This is a genomic window from Rufibacter aurantiacus (genome assembly GCF_017916345.1).
Lineage (GTDB): Bacteria > Bacteroidota > Bacteroidia > Cytophagales > Hymenobacteraceae > Nibribacter > Nibribacter roseolus.
This window is the reverse complement of sequence record NZ_JAFMSV010000001.1, coordinates 712,413-735,145: the sequence shown is the minus strand read 5'-3', so window position 1 is coordinate 735,145 and position 22,733 is coordinate 712,413. Positions and strand designations below refer to the sequence as shown.

Genomic DNA, 22,733 nt, shown 5'->3' with positions numbered 1-22,733 from the left:
TGCAGGCCATTATAGGTCCAAGTTGAAAACTTGAACCAGGAAATAAACAATAACCCAATACAACCCCTTAGGTAAATCTAAATATTTAACATTCTTAATGTTCCGCCGTAGAATGACTCTATGCTGAAACGTCTGCTGCGCTCCATAAAGGATTACTTCTCGTTCTCCCAGCGGGAGCTGACGCAGTTTTTCATTCTCATCTTTCTCATGGTGGTGCTCATAGCGGCGCCATTTTTCTTTTTCCAGGACGATGTTCCCTATGACCCCACCGCCGACCAGAAAATCCTGGACAGCCTGGTAGTACAACTGGACAACCAGAAGGAGGCCGCCGATGCGGAACGGGCGGAGAAGTACAAACGCAAGCCCATCAAATTGTACCGCTTCAATCCCAATGAACTCACGGTAGCGCAGTGGCAGGAACTGGGCCTGAACAAGTACATCGCACAGCGCATTCTCAACTACCGCGCCAAGGCCGGCGACTTCAAAAGTAAAGCCCAATTGCAGAAAATCTACGGCCTGCCAGATTCGCTTTTCCAGATGTGGTATCCGTACATAAACCTGCCGGATGAAAGTCCAGGCTACGCCCGGGTCTATGCCAAAGACCGACCCTTTTCAGGCCCTTATCCGGAAAACAGGCCCAAAACAGAATACCCCCGAAAGCGCTGGGAGTTGCAGCCTTTTGACTTGAACACCGCTGATACCATTGATTTGATGCGAATCAGAGGCATCGGAAGCAAGCTGTCGGCCCGCATTGTGAAGTTCAGGGACAAGGTAGGCGGTTTTCACTCGGTGGAGCAGGTGGCAGAGGTGTATGGTCTGGCGCCCGAGGTGGTGGACAGTGTACGGAAGTACGGCTTCATCTCCAAGGCTTATGAGCCTAAGCGCATCAACCTCAACACCGCCTCTTTTGACGAGCTGCGGCAACATCCTTACATCGGCTACGCTCTGGCCAAAGCCATTGTCAACTACCGCACCCAGCACGGGCCGTACCCCAGCGTGGCGGAACTGCGCAAAATAAAGCTCCTGGACGAGGAGAAGTTCCAGAAGATGCAGGCTTACCTGAGTGCCCCATAGCAACAGGTGCGCCAGAAAGGAGGATATTCCAATTAGTAAGGAGAAGAAGCCGGGATATCTTTCCGTAAGCCTTTTGATTACCCCGCCTGTTTACGCGGCCATTTCTAAAAAGCAGCCCTAAAACGTGGTAAAGTAAAATATCTAGTATAAACACTGATTTTGGAGGTTAATCCGGCACTTTCCACGTACAAATCAGAAGAATACCAATATTTTAGTAAACCAACCGTAATCTCTTTGAGCAACGGGCGTGCCTGGTTTTTAGACCCAGGACCAACGGTATTCCTGAACCAGGGAGGTTAGGGAAAAGAACGGAGCCGCTGAAGCACAGGAGTATGAGACAGGAAGAAATCATAGGAGAGCACCAATTAGAGGAATCAGTTCTGGAACGGATCCTGCGGGCGGCTCCTGACCCATACCTGATCCTGTCGCCGGAGCTGCGCATTCTGTTCGTGACCCAGGCTTATCTCAGCGCTACCTTAAGCAAGCAGGAAGACCTTCTGGGGAAATATTTGTTTGATGCCTTCCCAGACAACCCGGCTACCCCAGAGGCCATGGCCGTGAAAAACCTGCATGCTTCCTTGCAGACCGTGCTTGAAACCAAAACACCTCACCAGATGCCCGTGCAGCACTATGACGTGCCCAAAGGGAATGGTTTTGAAGAAAAGCACTGGATACCCATAAACGTACCCGTGCTCAACGAGGCTGGGGAAGTGCTCTGCATCATCCATAAAGTAACCGATGTCACCCCATTGGTCAAAGAACAGAAGGAAGTGCACCTGCTGGCCCTGGAGCGGCAGGCATTGCAGCAAGGCCTGAACTTAGCCCAGGATTTACAACAACAGTCCAGGGAAGGGGAGCGCCGTCTGAAAGAAGCCCAAGCAATGGGCCACATCGGGAGTTTTGAGGCCGATTTGCCACAGGAAGACTTAATCTGGTCAGATGAAATGTACCGGATCTTCGGGTTGGAGCCGCAGCAGGAGCCAGCCACCTTTGAAAAGTTCGCCTCTTTTATTCACCCCAGTGACAAAGCCCGGTTTGAGGAGGCCATGCAGCGGTTTTACCAAACCAAAGAGAATTTTGACCTTACCTACCGCATCATCCGGGCGGATGGGCAGACCAGAGTGGTGCACACTCGGGCTACCACCATCCAGATAGGTGCCGAGGACCTCCAACAGAGGGTGCACGGCACCATGCAGGACATCACCGAGCAGAAACTGGCCCAGGAAAAGCTGGAAGCCAATGAAGCCCTGCTCCGGCAGGCCGAGGCCGTGGGCCATACCGGCAGCTACGAGGCTGAGATAGACACCATGACTTTCAGGTTCTCTGATGAGATGTTCCGGATACTGGGGTATGAACCGCAATCTGTGCAGCCCTCGCTGGACTGGGTAGACACTTTTACGCACCCAGAAGACGCCCCTTTGATCAGGGAAAAACTGGCGCAGGCCCTGGAAACCAAAGAGCCCTACCAGTACGTGCGGCGTATTTACTGGCCCAATGGGCAGATGCGCTACATTAAAGGCAAAGGGCGCATTGTCTGCGATACGGATGGGAAGCCCCTCAAATACCTGGGTACTATCTATGACATCACAGACCAGACCCGCACCGATCTTATCCTGAACACCATCAATGAAGTGTGCTTTGAGCTGGATGAGCAACTCCGGTTCAAGTACGCCAACCGTAAGGCATTAGAGGCCTGGTCTAAAAAAGAGGGAGAGGTGCTGGGCAAAAACTACTTTGAGGTGCTCCCCCAACACCAGAACTCAGAAATGGCCGAGGTGATTTTTGAAGCCAACCAAAGCCGTGAGCAGGTCCTGAAGCGGGTACACAGCCCGAAGGAAGATAAATGGTTTTTCTACAATATCACTCCGTCGCCTACTGGCCTCATAGTGTTGTATATTGATATTACAGACCGCGTGAAGGCCCGTTTGGAGATTAAAAAGCAACAAGATCAATTCGGGCTGCTGGTAGAGAACATGCCCAGCCTTATCTCGCGCTGGGAAAGGACCGCCCGGTTGGTGTATTGCAATCATAATTTTGAAAATAAACTGGGCTTCGAAACAGGCTCCTGGTTAGGTAAAACCAACCAGGAGATGGGTATTCCCCCGGAAGTGGCTTTGCCGTTCAACCAGAGTCTGGAAGAAGTATTCTCAACCGGAAAGGCTAAGGACCATGATTGTGATATAGATACACCGGAAGGCCGGATAAACTTATTGGCGCGCCTGGTGCCAGAATTTAGCCCAGATGGCACTGTAGACACCGTGCTGAGTATTGCCCATGATATCTCTTTTGTAAAACAAGCCGAAGAGCAGATCAGAAAGCACCTCAACATTCTGCAGCAGGCCGAGGAACTGGCGGGCATGGGTAGTTGGGAGTATGACATCGCCTCGGGCACCATCACCTGGTCAGAGGGGTTGGGACGGCTGCTGGAGGTAGACAGAACCAAAGGCTCCTGGGCCCAGAATTTCCTGGAGGCCGTGGTAGAGGAAGACAAACCCATTGGCGACCGCATCCTGAACGCCCTCCGGCAAGACCCGCAACCCTTTGAGGAAACCTTGCGCCTGAACACCTACAAGGGACTGAGAAGGCAGAAAGTGAAAGGCACCGTGGTGGTAGGGGCAGACGGTACCCCCTCCAAAGTGCTAGGCGTGAACTGGGACATCACCGAGATGCACCGGCTGGAAGAGGAGAACCTCACCATCAGGCTGAACCAGCAAAAGGATTTACTGGTGGCTATCCTGAATACACAGGACGAGGAACGCCGCCGCATTGCCGAAGGCCTGCACAATGGCATCGCGCAGCTCCTGTACGCAGCCAAACTGAACCTGAGCCAGGTTATTGGGGAAGAGGAAATTTTGAAGAACAAGCACCTGCTGGAAAAAACCGCCAAAGCAGACGCCATTCTTGAAAAGGCCATCCAACAAACGCGCTCCCTGTCGCATGAGCTGATTCCCACCCCCTTGTCTGACCTGGGGCTGCAGGCGGCCATCAAAGACATCTGTTCTACCTTAAGCAGCAAGCAGCTAAAGCTGAAATGCTGGGTCTTCAACCTGCATACGCCCCTGGAGAAACACATGGAGCTGGCCATTTACCGCATTGCCCAGGAACTGGCCAACAACATTGTGAAACACGCCAACGCTACTCAGGGCGGGCTTCTGCTACGTGAGCAACGGGGCGCCTTGGTGCTAGAGGCCGAAGACAACGGCCAGGGCTTTGTGCCAAACCAAGTGGGCCACAAAGGCATGGGCCTCAAAGCCATCCATGACCGGGTAAAGCTGCTCAACGGTACCATTGAAATAGACTCGGCCCCGGGCCAAGGCACCACCATCAGCATCTCTTTCCCCTTGTCAAACCCGGCGGTTGGGGCGGTGTAAACGACTATTTTACACAAACCCGTTTAGCGGCGGATTTTCATAAAACGGCTGCTAAACGGGTTTTTAGGTATTCAGTCTGTAGGGGCAATCCCTTGTGGTTGCCTTTGCGCCGGCCACCGCAATACAGGTTGTTGGTGATAACACCAACAACGGCGAAGGCCATCCAAGACATAGAAACGCTATTCAGATGTCCTCCTTTGAAGGGGTAGGGGGATGATTTACTCGTGCTGATCAATGGCATTCCCTAAAATCAATTTGCCGACGTTGTTGGTGTTATCACTAACAACCGAACCTACGCTCTGCACCGAATAGGGTAACCACAAGGGATTGCCCCTACTTCAGCATTTGTAAACCATTCCTGAATTCAGCATCTGCAAAGAAGAACCACCAATCCAGCCAGATTTGTAATGCAACCTACATTCTTTAATTTACCGTGGCGGGTGCGGGCACGTACAGGTGTACCAAAGAAAGAGAAGTAACCGTTTCCCATCCAAAGCAGTTTATCTTCTTACAGATTGCCCCGGGCATTCGCTTATATTGATCTCAGTTCCTTTAATTACCAGATGACCAACCCCGCCACGTCCCTTCCGCACTTGCTTAAACAATACCAGCGCCGGCTCCTGAACCTGAGCGGTTCTAACCGTTCGTTGGTCTTGCTCAAACCCTCGGCTAGCCTGCACCTGGACGTTCAGGCGCTGGATTTTGCCCATAAAAGCCCGGCATACGACTACGTAAAAGACCTCCTGGCCGGAAGGCAGAACATCACGCTGTGCGAAGTAGCCGATGCCCGCGATGCTACTTTGGCGCCGCTTACCAAAAGCCTGAAAACCATTCAGCGGAGGGCCCACATGATCTGGGAAGAGCGCGGCGCGAAGGAACTGTTTGTGGGTTGGCCCTTCGTGGAAGGCGCTTTCCCCGATGGGACTTTGGTGCGCTGCCCTTTGATTTTTTTTCCGGTGGAGCTGCGCGTGAACGAGAAACGACAGTGGCAACTGACCCGGCCCGAGGATGCGCCTGCTTTCTTCAACAAAAGCTTCTTGCTGGCCTACGCCCATTACCTGAATGTAGTACCTGATGAAGCGCTCATGGAGGAGGATTTCGATGAATTTCCCTCCGATGACCTGCAGTTCAAAACCAAACTTTACGAGCTCCTGAAGGCGAGCAACCTGGAGATCAACTTCAACCAGGAACTCCTAAAAGATGGACTGCAACCCTTCAAAGCCTACAAACGCGAAGACCTGGAGAAAACCTGGAAACCGGGCCAACTCAAGCTCCAACCCGAGGCTGTGCTGGGCATTTTTCCCCAGGCCGGTTCTTACCAATTAGCCGACTACGATGACCTGCTGGAGAATCCGCCTGCTGAGTCTTTAGAGGAATTGCTTTTGCCCCAAACCGAGGTGAACGCTACGCACGCCCAACTGGAACAGCAACTCTTCACCGCCTTTGACGCCGATTCCTCGCAGGAAGCAGCGTTGCGCCAGGTGAAAGCCGGCCAAAGCGTGGTGGTGCAGGGACCTCCGGGCACAGGTAAGTCACAGCTCATCTGCAACCTGGTCTCTGATTATTTGGCCCGCGGTAAAAGCGTGCTGGTGGTCTGCCAGAAACGCGCCGCCCTGGATGTGGTGTACCAACGCCTGTCTACCACGGGCCTGGACCAGTTCTCGGCGCTGGTGCATGACCTCAATCTGGACCGCCCGGCGGTGTTCTCCAAGATCAGGTACCAGATTGAGCAGGTAGAGGAGTACCAGCGGCAGAACGTGGCCCTGGGCAACATCCAGGCCGAGCGGCAGTTCCTGGAAACCAGCCGCCGCATCAACCAGATCTCGGATCGGCTGAACGACCTCAAGGAAGCCCTGTTTGATACCAGCGCCTGCGGATGGTCCCCGAAAGAACTGTATCTGCGCAGTAATCCGCGTGCGCCGCATCTGCCCGCCCAGGGCATTTACCTGAACTTCACGGCTTCTTCCTGGCAGGAGCGGCGGCCGCGCCTGCTGCATTACCTCCAAGACGCCGTGTTGCTGCAAAGCTCCGATTTCCCGTGGAACGACCGCCGCTCTTTCCATCTCCATACTTGGGCCGAGCGCCAGAAACTCACGCAACTTCTTTCCCAGATTCCAGCCGAAGTGCAAGCGTTAGCAGGACAGGTACAGGAATTATTGCCTACTCAGGCCGATGTTTGGGACGGGCTCCAGGCGCTCATGCAGGAATTGCCCGCACTACTGGCGGTGCAGGAAGCCCTGCGCGACAAAGCCGTTTTGAGGCTGTTTTTTGGAAATCTGGCCCAAACCAAAGACTACCGCCAGCGCGAGGCGCAGCTCACCCAACTCCAAAAAGACACCGCCGCCGTCCAGACCAAACTCACCCACGCAGAGGTTCAGCAGGTAACCCAACTTCTGGCGGCGTATGACCAGGCGCACAGCGGGTTCCTGGGCAAAATCCAGTGGGCTTTCTCCTCAGATAAAAAGAAACTCGCCGCCTTCGCCGAAGGCAAAAACCTGACGAACGCAGACACCGCCGTAGAGCACCTGCGCACCGCCCTCCAACAGTGGACTGCGCTGCAGACGCAATGGCAGAACCTACAGACCCTGGAACCCACGCTGGAACTTCCCGCGGATTTCTTCGCGCCAGAAGCAAAGCAGGAATTAGTCGCTTTGCAAGAGGCCTGGGAACAGCGCAAGGTAATTCAGCGGCTGGCCGCCTATGACGTTCTGCCCGATGCCCTGCTGCCATTACCGGCGGATCGTTTTATGGCCGTTTTTACCAAAACGCTGCCAAAACTAATCCAACTGCAGGAAGAGCAGCGCGAATGGGGAAAGTGGCTGACTACCTCCCAGATTGAAACCATCGCTACGGATGCCGCCGCTACCCAGCGCATGAGCCAGAGCCTAGCCGAGGATTTTGAGCGCATGGTCAGCTTTGATGAATTGGTGCAAACGCTTTCGCCGGAGCTCCGGTCTTGGCTAGATGAACTCCGTTCCGCGATCCCAGAAAGTGTGGAGGCCCAGTTGCAGGCGTTGGAGAACAGCGTGTTGCTGGCCTGGGTGCAGCATCTGGAAGGCCAGCATCCGGTGCTGACCATCGTGAGCACCGGCGAGCTGGAACGTCTGGAAGCTGAACTGCAGGACAAAATCAAACAGAAAGCCGATTTGAGCCGCCAGATCATCCTGCTTAACCTGCGCGAGCAGACCTACCAAAACATGGAGTACAACCGGCTGGGCAACCCCGTGACGTACCGTCGTCTGCTCACCCAGGTAAGCAAGAAACGCATGCTGTTCCCGCTCCGCAAACTGAACGCCGAGTTTGGGCAGGAGATTAGGCAGCTGCTGCCTTGCTGGCTGGCCTCGCCCGAGACGGTATCGGCGTTGTTTCCGCTGGAGCGCATCTTTGATTTGGTCATCTTTGACGAGGCTTCGCAGTGTTTCGCGGAGGTGGGCATTCCGGCCATGATCAGGGCAAAACAAGCGGTGATTGCCGGCGATGAGCAGCAGTTGGGACCCTCGGATCTGTACCGCGTGCGCTTCGGGACGGATGAAGAAGAGACCGAAGAACTGTTGGTAGAATCACTCTTGCAACTGAGCGCGCTGCACTTGCCGCAGACCTTGCTTTCTGAGCATTACCGCAGCCAGTACCCAGAGCTCATCCAGTTCTCCAACCAGAATTTCTACCGCCACAAGCTGCAGCTAATTCCTAAACTGGAGGCCATGAACACGTCAGAGCCCGCGCTGCAGTACCTGAAGGTTGACGGCGTCTGGGAAAATCAAACCAATAGGGTAGAGGCGGAGCGCGTGCGCGACCTGGTGTTTGAATTCATGGCCAAAGGCGAGACCAACATCGGGGTCATCACGTTCAACTTTCCGCAGCAGCAGTTGGTGCAGGATCTTCTGGAGGAAGAAGCTCTGGCCAAAAACATCAAACTGCCTGAGGAACTCATTATCAAGAATATTGAGAATATCCAGGGTGATGAGCGGCAGTACATCATCTTCTCCATCGGGTACGCGCCGGATGCCACCGGCACGGTGCGCGCCATGTTCGGGAGCCTGAACGCGGCCAAAGGCGAGAACCGGCTCAACGTGGCCATCACGCGCGCCATCAAGCGGGTGTACGTGGTGACCAGCCTCTGGCCAGAGCAATTCCCGACGGAGAACGTAAAACATCCTGGCCCAAGGCTGCTGCGCGAGTACCTGGCCTTCGCCCGCGAGGTGAGCGAGAACGGGTTCACGCCGCAACCGGCGCCGCCGGCCAACATTCCATCGGCGCTGCTTTTGTATCCGCAGCTTTTGCAGGCATTTGGGAAAAACGGGCCAGAAACGCAGTTGTCACTGGAACTTCCCTTCGCAGATCTTACTTTCCGCAACGGCAACCAGTACCAGGCCGTAGTACTTACCGATGACGATTTGTACTACCGCCGGCCTTCAGCAAAAGCATCGCACGCCGATGTGCCGCTGCGCCTCAAGGCCCGGGGCTGGAAATACGGCGCCGTGTACAGTCGTCAGTTCTGGAACCAGCCCGAGAAGGTCTGGCAAAAACTAACCGAACTGTACCAAGACTATGAAAGATAAATTGCTGGAAATCGGCGTGGGCCTGTGCCTGCTGGTGGCCGTGGCCTGTGACACCGGATCGGCGAAAAATGAGGACGCCAACCTGGACTCCTCTGCCAAAAAAGAGAAGAAAGAGAAAAAGAAAGACAAAAATCCCGCCTCTGAGGGCTTTGCCGTCAACAACAACTATGACCTGCTGGAGGTGAGCAAGATGGGCAAGAAAACCGTGCCCGAGAGCTCGGGGCTGGAGGCATCCGGCGACGGCAACTTCTGGACCCACCCGGACGCAGGCAATGAAGCGGTGCTTTATAAGGTGAACCAGTCCGGCGAACTGTTGGAGACCATGGCGGTGCAGGGCGCCAAAAACAATGATTGGGAAGACGTGACCCGTGGCGATGATGGTTTTCTGTACATCGGGGACATGGGCAACAACGAGAACACCCGAAAGGACCTGCAGATCCTGAAAGTAGACGAGAAAGCCAAGAAGGTGGTGGCCTCCATTCCGTTCAAGTACGCAGACCAGACCGAATTTCCGCCTTCAAAAGCGAACCAGAATTTTGACGTGGAAGGCTTTCTGATGCACAACAATGCTTTTTACCTCTTCACCAAAAACCGCGGCAAAGGCGACTGGGTGAAGCTTTACAAAGTAGCCAACCAACCCGGTGCATCGCAGACCGTAGCACCGCTGGACAGCATCCAGATCAGCACCAAAATCACCGCCGCAGACGTATCGCCGGATGGTCGCCACATTGCGCTGCTGGGTGAAGGCTGGGTGTACCTCTTTGAAGAGAGTAGCCCTGAAGGCGTGTTCAAGGGCAAGAAAGAGCAGATTCCGCTGGGCAAAGTTGGTCAGGCCGAGGGGCTGGTTTTCGTGAATGATTCTGACATGATGATCTCCAACGAGGCCGGCCGTCTGTTCATGCTCAGCCTTAGAAAGTAGCTTTTCAGGCTCGTTTTTCAGGAAAAGTAATGGGCTGTCGTTTTGGGTCGCTTTCTGCAAATCGGCCTGAAAACCCATGGGCCTGTTACCGGGCCTGAGCTTCTACCGTAAGAAGTACCAGATCTTCTAACCACACAATCAACCGCATCCATATGGCTCATATCATCTTAGTAACCGGCGCTACCGGTACCGTAGGTTCTGCCACCGTCAGGGCACTTTCAGCGGCAGGGGCTGATGTTCGGGCTGGGGTACACTCATTGATCAAAGGAGACAGCCTGAAACGCCTGCCGGGCGTAGACCTGGTGGAAATCAACTTTGACCGACCCGAGAGCCTGGCGGTGGCCTTTACCGGCGTCACTACTGCGCTCCTTATTACACCTTTTGCCCAAAACCAGGTGGAAATGGCCCAGAAGCTGATTGATGCCGCCCAGGCCGCCGGTGTGAAGCACGTGATCCGGCTTTCAGCGAGCGGGGCAGAGTCTGAGCCGGGTATCCAGCTGGGCCGCTGGCACCGCCAGGCCGAGGAATATCTCAAAGGAACGGGCATGAATTACACCATGCTGCGGCCAGGGTCTTTCATGCAGAACTTCGTCAACATATACGCGCACACCATCAAGGAAAGCAACACCTTTTACCAGCCAGCCGGCGACGGACGGGTCTCCCACATTGATGTGCGGGACATTGGCGATGTGGCCGCGGAAATCCTGCTGAACCCCGATGAACATAACGGCAAGGCGTACACCCTCACCGGTCCGCAGGCCCTCAGCGGGAAGGAGGTCGCCGATATTTTCTCAAGGGTATTAGGCCGCACCATTCAATACGTTGACTTACCCGAAGAAGCCGCCCGCACCGCCATGCAACAGCAAGGTTTGCCCGATTGGATGGTTGAAAGTCTGCTGGAACTGAACGCCATTACCCGGGCCGGCTACGCCTCAGGGGTCACCAGCGATGTGCAGGAAATCATCGGGCGGAAGCCCTACACCTTTGAAGAATTCGTGCAGGTTTACCGCGATTGTTTCTAAATACAAGCGGCAAACGCCCTAAGAAGAAGCGCCCGTTTTACAGCAGTTTTTCAGGAAACAGCTGTAAACGGGCGCTTCGGTTTTAGAGGAGAGCTGATTAAGGATTTGACTTAACTGGCGCTGCCGATCATGTAGTGACCAGGCACCACCTTGTCTCCGCGTTATCTTATCATGTAGGGACAATCCCTTGTGGTTGCCCATGTACATGCCTCCGTAGAACAGGTAGTTGCTTGTATTGCTGTTGCTGTGTTATTTCCAATAGGTTGTGGTTTTTCAAACGGGGGCGCTTTGAGGCCTTCAGCCTCAATGGAGTTGCAAACTTCAGCTCATATTGGGTCCAAGTTGAAAACTTAAACCAGGTAAAGAGGGAGGTTTTGCAGCAAGCAAAAAGCCCCGCTGGAAATCAGCGGGGCTTTTCTATAGATGAAATTATCTGATAATTCTGTTAACGGTCATCTCTGGAAGAACCGCCGCGTGATGAACGGTCCTGGCGATCTCTGTCACCGCTGGAGCGACGGTCATCATGATCCTGGTCCGGACGATACTGGTTACGGTTCTCGTAGCCGGAACCACCGCCCCCAAAGCTGGATTGTCCGCCCTGGGTGCCGCCGTAGCCGCCGCGTGAGCCCATGCTGCCGGAAGAGGAAGAACCGTATCCGCTGGAGCCGCCGTAGCTGCTACCGCCCTGGCCGTATCCGCCCATGCCGTAGTCACGGCTTTGGTCGCCGTAGCCACCGCCGGTAGAAGCACCGCCGTGTCCGCGGTCCTGGTCATAGCCGCCTTGTCTTGATCCGGTTCCTGAAGAGCCGTAACCACCACGGGAGCCCATGTCATTACCCATGTTTCCGTAGTTGGTGCCACCAAAGCTTCCGCCGCCGTAGCCACCGTAGTTACCACCTTGTGATCCCTGGCTGGAACCGTAGTTAGAGCTGCCGTAGTTGCCACCGCCCATTGAGCCGTAGCCACCTTGTGAAGAGCCATGGCTTCCGCTTCCGCCTTGTGAAGAACGGGAGCCGAAATCGCCACCTTGTGAGTTATAGGTGCTGTAACCGCCCTGGCCGCTGCCGCCGCTCATAGAGCCGTAGCCGCTGCTATCGCCACCGCGGTTCTGGCCGCGTGAGCCGCCGCTGCCTTGCCAATCCTGGTTGCCCCCCTGTGAAGAGCCGTAGCCACCGCGTGATCCCATGTCTGAACCCATAGATCCGCCGTAGCCGCCTCTGGAGCCCATGTCATGTGAACCGTAGTTAGAGCTGCCTTGGCCACCCTGGTTTTGGGTGCTGTATCTGGTTCCGCCTTGGCTGTAGCCGCCGTCAAAGTCTGAGTTTCCGTCATAGCCACCGCGGGAAGATCCGCCGCGTGAGCCGTACTCTTCGCTGTAAGATCCGCCACGGGAGCCCATAGAGCCGTAAGAGCCGCCTTGCTGGTTGCTGTAACCCTGGCTGTATCCGCCGTGGCCGCTGCCCTGGCCTCCGCCACCGTGCATGCCGTAGCCGCTCTCAGTGCCGTAGCCCATCTGGTTTCCATAATAGCCGGAGCCGCCGTAGTTTGAATAGCCGCCGCGGTCAGACTCTGAACGAGAAGAATTACCGGCGTATCCGCCTTGTGAGCTCATTCCGTATGGATTGCTGCCCATGCCGGAACCACCGCCAAAGCCTTGTCCGCCGGAGTGGCCCATAGATCCGCCGTAGCCGCCCTGGCCGTAGTTAGAACCACCCTGGTTGCCCTGTGATCCGTAACCGCCCTGACCATAGTTAGAGCCGCCCTGGTTTCCGTAGTTGCCGCCGCCTTGTCCGCCGTAACGGTTGTGCTGGTCGTCATGGTTGTTCCAGGAGCTGCCGCCGCCAAAGCTGCCGCTGTTGCCTCCCTGTGAACCGTATCCGCCCTGGCTGCCTTGTGAGCCATAGCCACCCTGGTTGCCTTGTGATCCGTAACCACCTTGCTCGCCGTTGAAGTTACCGCCACCGCTGATGCCGCTCATAGAAGAGCTGCCCTGGTTGCCGTAGTCGCCGCCTTGTGAGCCACCGTAGCCCATGCCGCTGCCCATAGAAGCAGAAGATCCTGAAGCACTATCTGAGCCGGAAGATGCGCCTGACTTAGATGATCTGCCGGAGCTTGATTTATCTCCAGACGCTTTGGCAGAAGTGGAGGAGCCTGATCTGCCGCCTGCTTTTGGCGTAGCAGAAGAAGTTGATGCCGAAGTGGATGTTTTGCTTCCGGAGGTTTTGCTTCCCGAAGCGCTATTGGTAGTAGAAGAAGATCCTTTTTTAGAAGTAGTGGAAGAACCACTAGTGGCGGTAGGAGAGCTGGAGCTGTCTGATGTGCCGGTGCCAGTAGAAGTTCCACCAGAGGCAGTTCCACTAGAAGCGCCGGTTGGTGAGCCAGTGCTACCTTGTAAACCAGAAGTTCCTTGTGAGCCGGAAGAACCTAGAGATCCAGGAGAGGAACCTGAAGTTGAGCTTTGGCCCACGGTACCTGATGAAGAGGAGGAAGAAGCATTGGTGCCCATCCCACCGGATGACCCGGTAGAAGAGGAGCTCTGGTTATCGTTTTGCTGCTCTTTTTGATTGTCTTTCATGGTTAAATCTCCTTGTTTTTAGTTTGTGAATGGTGTTTTGAATACCCTTGCCGGAGACCCTGAAATTATACCAGATTCTATGGCAAGTGTTTATACTATACGAACGGGTGTTTGCATGGTTAACTCATTCATTGCGATTTTTTAATCAAGAAAGAATTTGTAGGAGAATAGCCTTAAAAACTTTGCTTAAAATGAAGCTTAAATTATGAAAATGATTTTGCCGAATGTTTTAGATGCCGGGTTTTTAGAAAAGCCGCAAAAATGGAGCTATCTGTTTCAGGCCTATCTTGTTAAAACCGAACCCAAAACAATTATTGCCGCAACCAGGCTCAACGCCTAATGTGAGGCTGTAGAAACATGAGTAGAAAACTGTCATGAAACCGTTCTTTAACGGAAACGATTCGTTCGTGGAAGGCCTCTTTTTTCTATCGGAAGAGAAAGGTAATATGGCTTGCAGATTTGGTGGCAGAGGGCTTCAAGTAATGCACAAAAGAAACAGAAATGCCAGCGGCGCTTTCTGTCTTAATCAGGAAAGCGCCGCTGGCAGAGAGTAACCAATCTGGCAGAAAGGCTGGATAAGGGAAGAGGAGAATGCCCTCAAAATGAGCAGAGACCGGGCGCAAAGACTGCTAACGTACAACCAATTTCTGCAAAGGACTTTTATGTTTGCCCCGTGTTGTTGCCCTGCGCGGTAACCGTGTTGGTGTTGATGTTCGTGCTGATGTTGGTAGGTACATCTACATCCAGTTTATTGAGGAGTTCCTCCGCGTCTTCCTGCTCTTCCTCGTTAGGCTCGGGCACCTCGTGCTCATCTGCCTCTAATGGTTCATAATTCAGCCTGATGAACATGGGGAAGTGGTCTGACCCGAAGAAAGGAAGGCGTTTTATCCTGATCAACCGGAAAGCAGGATCATAGAAAATGTGGTCCAGGGAGTACCGGAAGAACGGCACAAACGCATTGTAGGTGTTGAAGAATCCGCGCCCGATGCGAGGATCCAAGAGTCCGCTTATTTTCCGGAATAGGTTGGTGGTGTAAGACCAGGCCACATCGTTCAGGTCACCAATGACAATGCTGGCATAAGGAGAGTCTTTCGCCATTTTGGCTACGGTGAGCAACTCGGCCTCGCGGGTGTCTGTGTCTTTGTTCAGGTGGGGCGGCTGCGGATGCACGGTGAACAGATCAAACTTCAGCCCGGAGGGTAATTCCACTAACATGTAGAAAGAGGGAATACCTTCCTCCACCAGGTACCTAACCTCGGTATGCGTGAGTTTGAACTTGCTGTAGAACATCATGCCGTAGGTATTCTCCAGGGGCTCTTTAATGCAATAAGGGTAGCGTTGGTCCAGTTCAGAGATGGCATTGGCCCAGCGGTGATTAGGCTCGTTGATGAGCAGCAGGTCTGGGTCGTTCTCGCGCACTACCTTCAAAAAGCGGTCATACCGAGTGTTGGACATCCGCACGTTGGAAATCATGACCCCGAAGGAATTTTTAGGGGCCTTTATCTTGGATCTGAGGGCCTGTACCCGCACAAACGGGGTGAACTTGTACACGTGCACCAATTCATTCACAATGGCCAGAACCAGCAGCCCCGCAAATATCTTCTGGGTAAGCAACTCATACCCGTATAGCCAGCCGTACAGCCCCAGGATGACCGTACATAAAATAGCTACCTGAACCCTGGGGAAATCCAGGATTCTGATCCACCAATAAGTACTCTTTACCATAGTTAGTAGAGAGGCCAAAATGGCAATACAGCCAAGCAGCTCAAGGGTAATTTTCATAGTTAGCAGTGATTCGGTTCGTTCACATACTCATTTCTGGAAGCAGGGTTGCCTCAGTAAAAATACAGCCCCGGCGCTGGGGAAAGTAGCCGCCAAAAAAAAGTCGTTTCCAGCATGATTTGCGAAAATCAGGCCAGAAACGACGCTCAAAAATTTATATTTTATGTTAATTAAGGGGCTGCTTGCTCTACCCGCACGCCCACAGACATAATGCCTGGCAAAGGATCCTGGCGCATGTACTGATTTAGTTTGATCTGGTATTTTCCCGATTTGGAGAAACGCACGTTCTTGAGGGCTCTGAACCGATGGTCAAAGATGTCTCCGGTGCCATTGCCTTTGGGCTCACCGGTTTTGGGGTCCATGAGGTACATCTCATGCAGCATGGAGTTGATCTGTTTGCCGTCTGGCCCTATGAGGTAATGCCGCAAGTACAGGTTGTAAAACGGGTACTGGATGGCATTGCGCACATTGAGGAACACGTTGTACTGCTGCGTGGTGTCTGTGATCTCAAACTCAAACTTGGGGGCCAGGGCCACTGGCCATTGGTTGTTCTCAATATCCTGGTTTTCTTCAAACACGCGGTTGGCGTCACAGCTGGCCAGGAACAGGCCCAGGCTCAGCAGTGACACTATTACACGAAAACTTTTTATCATCATCCTTCTGCTTTTGGAGTGCCGCCTTCTGGGTTGCCCGGTTTGCGGTTCCGGTGATTACGGTTGCGGTTGCGTCTGGAGCGTTGTTCCCCTTCTGCCCTTGGGCCACCTTCTGGCCTTTCTGGGGCGCCTACCGTAGCGGGCGCAGTTCCCTGGGTTACCGGCTGAGGCCTATTCTGCGGCGGACGCTGCCCCTGGGGCCGCTCCTGGCGCGGTGGCCGGTTTCCGCCTTCCCGATTGCCGCCTTCTTTAGGCTGCCGGTTAGGATCACGCTCACGCTCCTGGCGGGGTTTGCCTTGCTGCTGCTGACCTTTGGCCTGCTGCTCGCGCTCTGGTCTTGGTGGTCTGCCTTCTCCGCCGGCAGGGCGCTCACCGCGTTCCTGGCGGGGCTTGGGTTCACCCTGCACCACGCGGCCCGATGGACGGTCTCTGCGTACCTCCGGGGTAGGAGTGGCTTGGGCCAACACTTCAGTAGCAGTGGCGGCGTTGCCTCCGTCTTTTTTCTTTTTCTTGCGCTTCTTCTTGGTTTTATATTGCTCGTCCAGGCGGTCAAGGTTGCCTTCCAGGGCTTCCACGAAGTCTACCACTTCGGGCAGCTGCTTTTTCACTTCCTCGGCCAGGTTCTCAGGCATTTCGCCGGCGGCGTTCATCTTCAATACCTCCTGCACGCGCTCCACGGTTACCGGAAACCAGTTGCTGTCGCCACGGTATCCGAACCACATGATGCGCCGGAAAATGTCGGTCTTCTGCAGGAAAGCATCGCCGGCTTTGGTCTGGAGCGGACGGTTCACGTTAGGGATGTCTTTGAGGGCATCCATGTAGGTTTCCAGCTCATAGTTAAGGCAACACTTGAGGCGCCCGCACTGACCAGACAGTTTGCTGGGGTTCAGAGACAGGTTCTGGTAACGCGCCGCGGTGGTGGACACGCTCCGGAAATCGGTGAGCCAGGTGGAGCAGCACAGCTCGCGGCCGCAGGACCCGATTCCACCCAGACGGCCGGCCTCATGGCGCAGGCTTATCTGGCGCATCTCAATGCGTACCTTGAACTCCTCGGCCAGTTTCTTGATCAGTTCCCTGAAATCCACGCGGTCATCGGCGGAGTAGAAGAAGGTGGCCTTGGTTTTATCGGCCTGGTACTCTACGTCTGAGAGCTTCATTTTAAGCTTCAGTTCCTGCACAATGGCGCGGGCGCGGTACATGGTGGTGGGTTCCTGCTCGCGGGCGAGGTTAAACTTCTCCATGTCTTTCTCGGTGGCCACGCGGTAGATGCTCCGGATCTCGTCGTTGTTCTGAACCTTCTTCTTGTTCATCTGCAGGCGAACCAGTTCGCCTTTGAGAGACACGTGGCCAATGTGGTGACCGTTGGGTACGTCTACCACCACGGCATCGCCGGTAATGAGCGGCAGCCGGTTTACGTTTCTGAAAAACTCTTTACGTCCGCCTTTGAAGCGGATTTCTACTATATCAAACTCTTTAAAAGACACGGGAATCTCCATGTCTGAGAGCCAGTCAAATACATTTAACCGGTTACAGCCTCCCGTGCTGCAACCGCCGTTGCTTTTGCAACCCGCAACTACCTCGGTGCCATCGGCAAGGGAAGTGGTTTTGGAGCCGCAGCCGCCACTAGAACATGAACTACATCCCACAGGTCAATTTCCTTTATATAGATAATTCTTGTTTTCAAAAATAATTACTCACGCAGCCCCAAAAGCAAGGTGCCTAACCCCGGAAAAAGTAAGATTTATCCTCCTGAATGTAAGTGAATTAATGGGGAGGTAAATGGGGGTAAAAGGCAATTCTACGCTTTTCTACGGCAAATACTGAGAGCCTAATTAACAAATATAATAACTAAATCCGAATAGCTTGGCACGATTCGTTAAGTTATCAACAGGGGATTTTGGGGCTGTTTTGCCTAAAACAGCCTTATAACCTCAAAACCCCTGAACAAAAAAGAAGTGGCTGCCCGTTCCTTTCTTATCCTCCAGAACATATTTGACCCAGGTACCGGACCAAAATCAGCGCAGGAAACTCCCTGGTTTACCTGGATAATGGAAGCCGATAACAGGCTATACTGGGGAATTTGCCAGGTGAAGGATTTTCTTAAAGGTCTTTCTTTCATGCTGGAAAAGACCGGGTTTTGATCATGGTTTCTGTTTCCGTTATTTGGGCTTTGATCTCCAATCAACAGTTTCTATGACCTTTGCTTTTGCCCAGAACCAGACGGTTGACCAGTTGACCTCCCTCTTCAATTCGGCTTTCTCTAACTACATTATGCCCCTGTCGCTTACCCCGGAGGTGATGTCCCTGAAACTGCGGCGCGATGGTACCAACCTATCTCTATCTCCGCTAGCGTTGGACCAGAAGGAACCGGTGGGTTTTATCTTCCAGAACCTGGGCGAATGGGAGGGCAAAAAGACGGCGTACAACAGCGGTACCGGGGTGGTCACCAAAGCGCGCGGACAAGGCCTCACCCCCAAGATGTATGAGTTCTGCCTGCCTTACCTGAAAGAGCACGGAGTAGAGCAGTGCCTGTTGGAGGTGATACAGGAGAACAAGCGCGCGCTGGGGATTTACCAGGGGCTAGGCTTTGAGGTGACCCGGTCTTTTCACGTTTTCAGGCACAATAAAGCAGATCTTGCCTGGCACGGTCACTCGCCCACAGATGTCACCTTCCAGAAGGTTTATGTGCCGGATTGGCCGCTGTACCAATCGTTTTGGGAGGTGGAGCCCAGCTGGCACCTGCATACCGCCGCCATTGACCGCACCATCTCCGATGTGCAGATAGTGGAGGCGCACGCCCAGGGCAGCTGCGTATGCTATGGCATCATCTATCCGCTCACCGGAGCCATCGCCCAACTAGCAGTAGCCCCCGCCTGGCGCGAGAAGGGCATTGGGCAGGCCCTGTTACAACAACTGGTCTCCCTCACGCCATCGCCCGTAGTCAGCGTCATAAACGTGGATGCCAAAGGTGAGCGCCTGCTGCGGTTTTTCAAGAAACGGAAAATGGCAGAACTACTGGGCCAGTACGAGATGCTGTGGCCTTTGTAAGGCGGTGTTTTAGAAGTGTTTTTGGGAAAATAGGTCGGAAATAAGTATCATTATCGGATTAGAAATGAAATAAGAACCTCAATATTTTAACCGTATCCGCAAAAGGTCTTTCTACTCAGTATTTTAATTCTATTATATATTCTAAAACCCCTTATACAAATCAAATTTATGCGATTTCTATCCCTCTTTCTGTTTGTTTTTTGCCTCAATTTCCTGCCTCACCAATCAAAAGGAGCGGAGAAGTACAAAGCAGGGGACAAACTGTTTGTAGCCCCTACCAAAGGTTTGAATCTGAGAAAATCACCTGATTCCCAATCTGCTGTTCTGGCCAAACTGGACTATAACACCCAGGTCACCATTGCAGAAGACGCATCACCCAGGAAGTCACTCCAAATACCGGTAACTGATTTTGCGGGCGGAAAACTGAACCTCCAGGGGCATTGGGTAAAAGTGAGCACTGGTCAGGCAATGGGGTATGTGTTTGACGGAATGCTCTCCAAATACAAAGGATTGGCCTTGGGTAGCTATGAAGAAGACGCTTGGCTGGTTTCTTTGTTCGGGAAGCCAACCCTGAAGACGTCTAAAAAGAGTTTAACGGCGCAAGGTGGGGAAATAGATTTTGAAATAGAGGAAAAAACGTACCCCCGGGGATTGGTCTTTCATTCTACTTGGGGTGATGGCTGTGGAAGTTACGAATATACGTTCAGCATTTCTTACAACGAGGCGTACTGGTTTATTGAGCGCATGATGGTGGGCGCCGATGCCGCCGATGACATCAAAATTAAAAAGGAGAAGGGTAATACCGTTTTTAGTTTCTCAAGTTGTACATAAAAGCTTGTACCAGTTTTTAGCTCGTTTTCTTCAAACCAGAGGAAAACCATGCAATAGCGAAAAAACAGAAAACCCCGGCAGATCTTTAGAATCTGCCGGGGTTTTCTGTTTCTGAAGTCAAGCAGAGGGATTAATAGTCATAATCCTCTTGCTCTCTTCTCTTTTTGGCCCTGAAATAAGCGACTATTCCGTAGCCAATGATGGCAGTTACCGCCAGTTGGCGAAGGAGGCCGCCGCGGTTGTGCTGCCATTCTGCCTTCATGCCTTTCTCTGCAGGGATATTGGGGAACTTTCCGTTCTTGATGTCCTCAATGATTCCTTCCACCACATTTACGCGGTCGGCCAGAATGAGCGGAAGCCAGTGGCCGTAGTCGTTCTCGCTTTTCTTGAAAGCCAGCCGACGGATCATACCGCTGAGACCGCTGGGCGGAACCGCCGTCCCGAAGACTGCTGTCACATTGGGGCGTTCTATGGAGTGGTGTACTTCAATGTTCACCGGCTGCTGCGTGGGTCGGGTCCAGGTGTAACCCTTTTCCTCCTCGCCGGCGCGGTTTCTCATAGGATACGTGGGGTCATTCTTGGGGTCTGCGTCTATTCCCCAGCCAATGATATGGGCATATTTATTTGGTGTGGTTTCCATAGTCAATTTCCTTTAAATTCTTGCTGATGGTGGAATAAGAACAGGTTTGATGCAGTTATCCAGTTTCTCAGAGAACATGCGGTACGCATCAGAAACCTCCTCTAATGGTATGCGGTGCGTGATAAGTCCTTTGGGGTTAAGAACGCCGTTCTGCACGTGCTCAATCAATCTGGGCAGCAGGCGCTTCACCGATGCCTGATTGGCCCGGATGGTAATGCCTTTGTTCAGCACGTTCCCAATGGGTACCAGGTTATCGGTAGGGCCGTACACCCCAACAATAGAGACAATCCCGCCTTTTTTCACGCAGTTGATGGCCCAGTGCAGCGCGGTGGCAGAACCTGCCTGGATGAGCAACTTGCGGCCAGTGATGGTTTGTAGGGCGTTACCGGTAGCCTCGGCACCTACGGCGTCAATGCAGACATCGGCGCCCAGCCAATCGGTTTGTTTTTTGATGAACACGGCTGGGTCACCAAACTCCCTGAAATTGTAGGCTTCGCACTGCGCGTAGTTTTTGGCAAACTCCAGGCGGTACTCCACCTCGTCAATAATGATCACGCGCCCTGCCCCGAATAACCAAGAGCATTTGGCAGCCATAATCCCCACAGGGCCGGCACCAAACACTACCACAGTATCGCCGGGCTGGATACCGCCCATCTCGGCGGCCTGGTAGCCTGTTGGCACCACATCGGTCAGGAGAACGGCATCATCCGGGTCCATCCCCTCAGGGATCACGGTAGGGCCCACATTGGCGTAAGGCACACGCACATACTCGGCCTGTCCCCCGTTATAGCCACCCGCCGTATGTGAGTACCCGAAGATACCGCCCACGGCCGTTGCTTGTGGATTGGATTCGTGGCAGTTACCGTACAATTCCTGCTTACAGAAAACACATTGGCCACAGGCAATGTTAAACGGCACCAGCACATGGTCGCCTACCTTCACTTTGGTTACCTCAGAACCAACTTCTTCTACTATACCAGTGAATTCATGCCCGAAGGTCATGCCCACGCGGGTGTCCGGCACTGAACCGTTGTATAAGTGCAAATCTGATCCGCAAATACACGACCTGGTTACCCTAACAATTGCATCCTGGGGGTGCAGGATTTCAGGCATTGGTTTTTGATCTATCCGGACCCGTAAAGGTCCCCGGTAATTCATGGCTAGCATAAGAATTCTCCTTGGGGTTAAAGTGAGACATATTTTGTAGTTGTGCCGTGTTTCCAGGCAGGGCGGTTTGCACCAATCCCACATAAGATTTCATAACACAGGTATTTTTTACTTCCTGAGGACCCGAAAGTTTCAGTATGTGCTTTGTTCAGGAGTAAATACGTATTTATACGGTGTTTCTACGGAAGTGACCTAAACCCACCAACTTACTTGAGGCTTATGGGTGCTTATTGGGCTAAAAACCTGGGTATTTCCTAAAAAATCCGGTTTTGAAAAGCAGACTTTCAAGGGCAACAGCTACAAAAACAGCCGAAAAAAGAGGGAGTAACAGAAAAAAATTATTCTGAAAGGAGAGGGGGCTTGCATCAAGCCCAGAGTTATTTTGGCCCTAATTTTAGGAAAATACGCTTGAAACTGCGACCGAAGTGCCTTTCCCAAAAGCATCTTTTAGATGGCTAATTTCAGCAGTTCAGTTTTCCTTCCATACTTTTGCGGCCAGACAAGAACTGTCTACCTGTTTTACCTGAACTTGAGCAACCCAGCAACATGAGTATTACCATAAGAGCCATAGAAGAAAAAGACAACCTGCCGCTGGCGGAACTCATCAGAAAGGTGTTCAGGGAATTCAAAATAGATAAGCCGGGCACCGTCTACACAGACCCCACCACCAATGACCTGTTCCATCTTTTCCTTACGCCCGGCAGCGTTTACCTGGTGGCCGTGGAGAAGGGAGAAATCATTGGCGGCTGCGGTGTTTTCCCCACCGATGGCCTGCCGGAAGGCTGTGCAGAGTTGGTGAAATTCTACCTTTCTGCTGAGACCCGCGGCAGAGGAATTGGCCTGCAACTGCTGGAGAGAAACATGGAGCTGGCCCGGGAACTGGGCTATAAACAACTGTATCTGGAGTCTTTTCCCGAGCTAGCCAAAGCCGTGAGCATGTACAACAAAGCCGGCTTCAAACCGTTGCCCCACGCAATAGGTAATTCCGGCCATTTTGCCTGCAACATCTGGATGTTGAAAGACCTGACAGAAGAGGTTTCTGCTGAAACAACAGTCGGGGAATAGTAGCTTTCCACTGCCCATAAAATAAAA

Annotated in this window: 16 protein-coding genes; 10 read left to right on the top strand and 6 right to left on the bottom strand. The window is 53.2% G+C overall.

The features are described 5' to 3' along the window. Positions 1-120: 120 nt before the first annotated feature. The 5 genes from J3P34_RS02960 to J3P34_RS02940 all read left to right on the top strand — a co-directional run bounded on the left by J3P34_RS02960 (position 121) and on the right by J3P34_RS02940 (position 10,945). A complete protein-coding gene (locus J3P34_RS02960) occupies positions 121-1,074 on the top strand; it encodes a ComEA family DNA-binding protein (protein ID WP_246853512.1) in 954 nt (317 codons plus the stop codon). 332 nt (positions 1,075-1,406) lie between these two features. Further along, entirely contained in the window at positions 1,407-4,445 is a 3,039-nt protein-coding gene (locus J3P34_RS02955) for a sensor histidine kinase (protein ID WP_210486357.1), read from the top strand. A 563-nt stretch (positions 4,446-5,008) separates the two neighbouring features. Beyond that, positions 5,009-9,004, top strand: coding sequence for an AAA domain-containing protein (locus J3P34_RS02950; RefSeq protein ID WP_210486356.1), 3,996 nt, complete (start codon positions 5,009-5,011; stop codon positions 9,002-9,004). Further along, the gene (locus J3P34_RS02945; protein ID WP_210486355.1) at positions 8,994-9,923 is read left to right on the top strand and encodes a hypothetical protein; all 930 of its coding nucleotides are present in this window, start codon (positions 8,994-8,996) and stop codon (positions 9,921-9,923) included. Before J3P34_RS02950 ends, J3P34_RS02945 begins: the two co-directional genes overlap by 11 nt. A gap of 152 nt (positions 9,924-10,075) precedes the next feature. Further along, on the top strand, positions 10,076-10,945 hold the full coding sequence (locus J3P34_RS02940) for an SDR family oxidoreductase (RefSeq protein ID WP_210486354.1): 870 nt from the start codon (positions 10,076-10,078) through the stop codon (positions 10,943-10,945). A 445-nt stretch (positions 10,946-11,390) separates the two neighbouring features. Here J3P34_RS02940 and J3P34_RS02935 read toward each other — a convergent pair whose 3' ends face one another. Beyond that, a complete protein-coding gene (locus J3P34_RS02935; protein ID WP_210486353.1) occupies positions 11,391-12,989 on the bottom strand; it encodes a hypothetical protein in 1,599 nt (532 codons plus the stop codon). Between J3P34_RS02935 and J3P34_RS02930 the strand changes: the two genes are divergently transcribed. Continuing rightward, positions 12,976-13,509: a hypothetical protein gene (locus J3P34_RS02930; protein ID WP_210486352.1), complete on the top strand. Its 534-nt coding sequence runs from the start codon at positions 12,976-12,978 to the stop codon at positions 13,507-13,509. The genes J3P34_RS02935 and J3P34_RS02930 overlap by 14 nt on opposite strands. A gap of 216 nt (positions 13,510-13,725) precedes the next feature. Beyond that, entirely contained in the window at positions 13,726-13,860 is a 135-nt protein-coding gene (locus J3P34_RS22205) for a hypothetical protein (protein WP_282597065.1), read from the top strand. 320 nt (positions 13,861-14,180) lie between these two features. Here J3P34_RS22205 and J3P34_RS02925 read toward each other — a convergent pair whose 3' ends face one another. From J3P34_RS02925 to J3P34_RS02915, 3 genes are all read right to left on the bottom strand, one after another. Further along, complete coding sequence (locus J3P34_RS02925; RefSeq protein ID WP_246853510.1) at positions 14,181-15,245, bottom strand: endonuclease/exonuclease/phosphatase family protein; 1,065 nt, start codon at positions 15,243-15,245, stop codon at positions 14,181-14,183. Between the two features lie 227 nt (positions 15,246-15,472). Continuing rightward, positions 15,473-15,955, bottom strand: coding sequence for a gliding motility lipoprotein GldH (locus J3P34_RS02920; protein WP_210486350.1), 483 nt, complete (start codon positions 15,953-15,955; stop codon positions 15,473-15,475). Further along, positions 15,955-17,601, bottom strand: a complete 1,647-nt coding sequence (locus J3P34_RS02915) for a PSP1 domain-containing protein (protein ID WP_345890329.1) — start codon at positions 17,599-17,601, stop codon at positions 15,955-15,957. Before J3P34_RS02915 ends, J3P34_RS02920 begins: the two co-directional genes overlap by 1 nt. Positions 17,602-18,148: 547 nt before the next feature. On the opposite strand from J3P34_RS02915, the gene J3P34_RS02910 reads away from it, so the two are divergent. Beyond that, a complete protein-coding gene (locus J3P34_RS02910; RefSeq protein ID WP_210486349.1) occupies positions 18,149-19,003 on the top strand; it encodes a GNAT family N-acetyltransferase in 855 nt (284 codons plus the stop codon). A gap of 168 nt (positions 19,004-19,171) precedes the next feature. Beyond that, entirely contained in the window at positions 19,172-19,834 is a 663-nt protein-coding gene (locus J3P34_RS02905) for an SH3 domain-containing protein (protein WP_210486348.1), read from the top strand. A 130-nt stretch (positions 19,835-19,964) separates the two neighbouring features. On the opposite strand, the gene J3P34_RS02900 is transcribed toward J3P34_RS02905, so the two are convergent. Both J3P34_RS02900 and J3P34_RS02895 read right to left on the bottom strand, forming a co-directional pair. Beyond that, positions 19,965-20,474 (bottom strand): hypothetical protein, encoded by a 510-nt coding sequence (locus tag J3P34_RS02900; RefSeq protein ID WP_210466299.1) that lies wholly within the window; start codon positions 20,472-20,474, stop codon positions 19,965-19,967. A 12-nt stretch (positions 20,475-20,486) separates the two neighbouring features. Beyond that, positions 20,487-21,641, bottom strand: coding sequence for a zinc-dependent alcohol dehydrogenase (locus tag J3P34_RS02895; RefSeq protein ID WP_210486347.1), 1,155 nt, complete (start codon positions 21,639-21,641; stop codon positions 20,487-20,489). A gap of 546 nt (positions 21,642-22,187) precedes the next feature. On the opposite strand from J3P34_RS02895, the gene J3P34_RS02890 reads away from it, so the two are divergent. Beyond that, the gene (locus J3P34_RS02890) at positions 22,188-22,706 is read left to right on the top strand and encodes a GNAT family N-acetyltransferase (RefSeq protein WP_210486346.1); all 519 of its coding nucleotides are present in this window, start codon (positions 22,188-22,190) and stop codon (positions 22,704-22,706) included. Positions 22,707-22,733 lie beyond the last annotated feature (27 nt).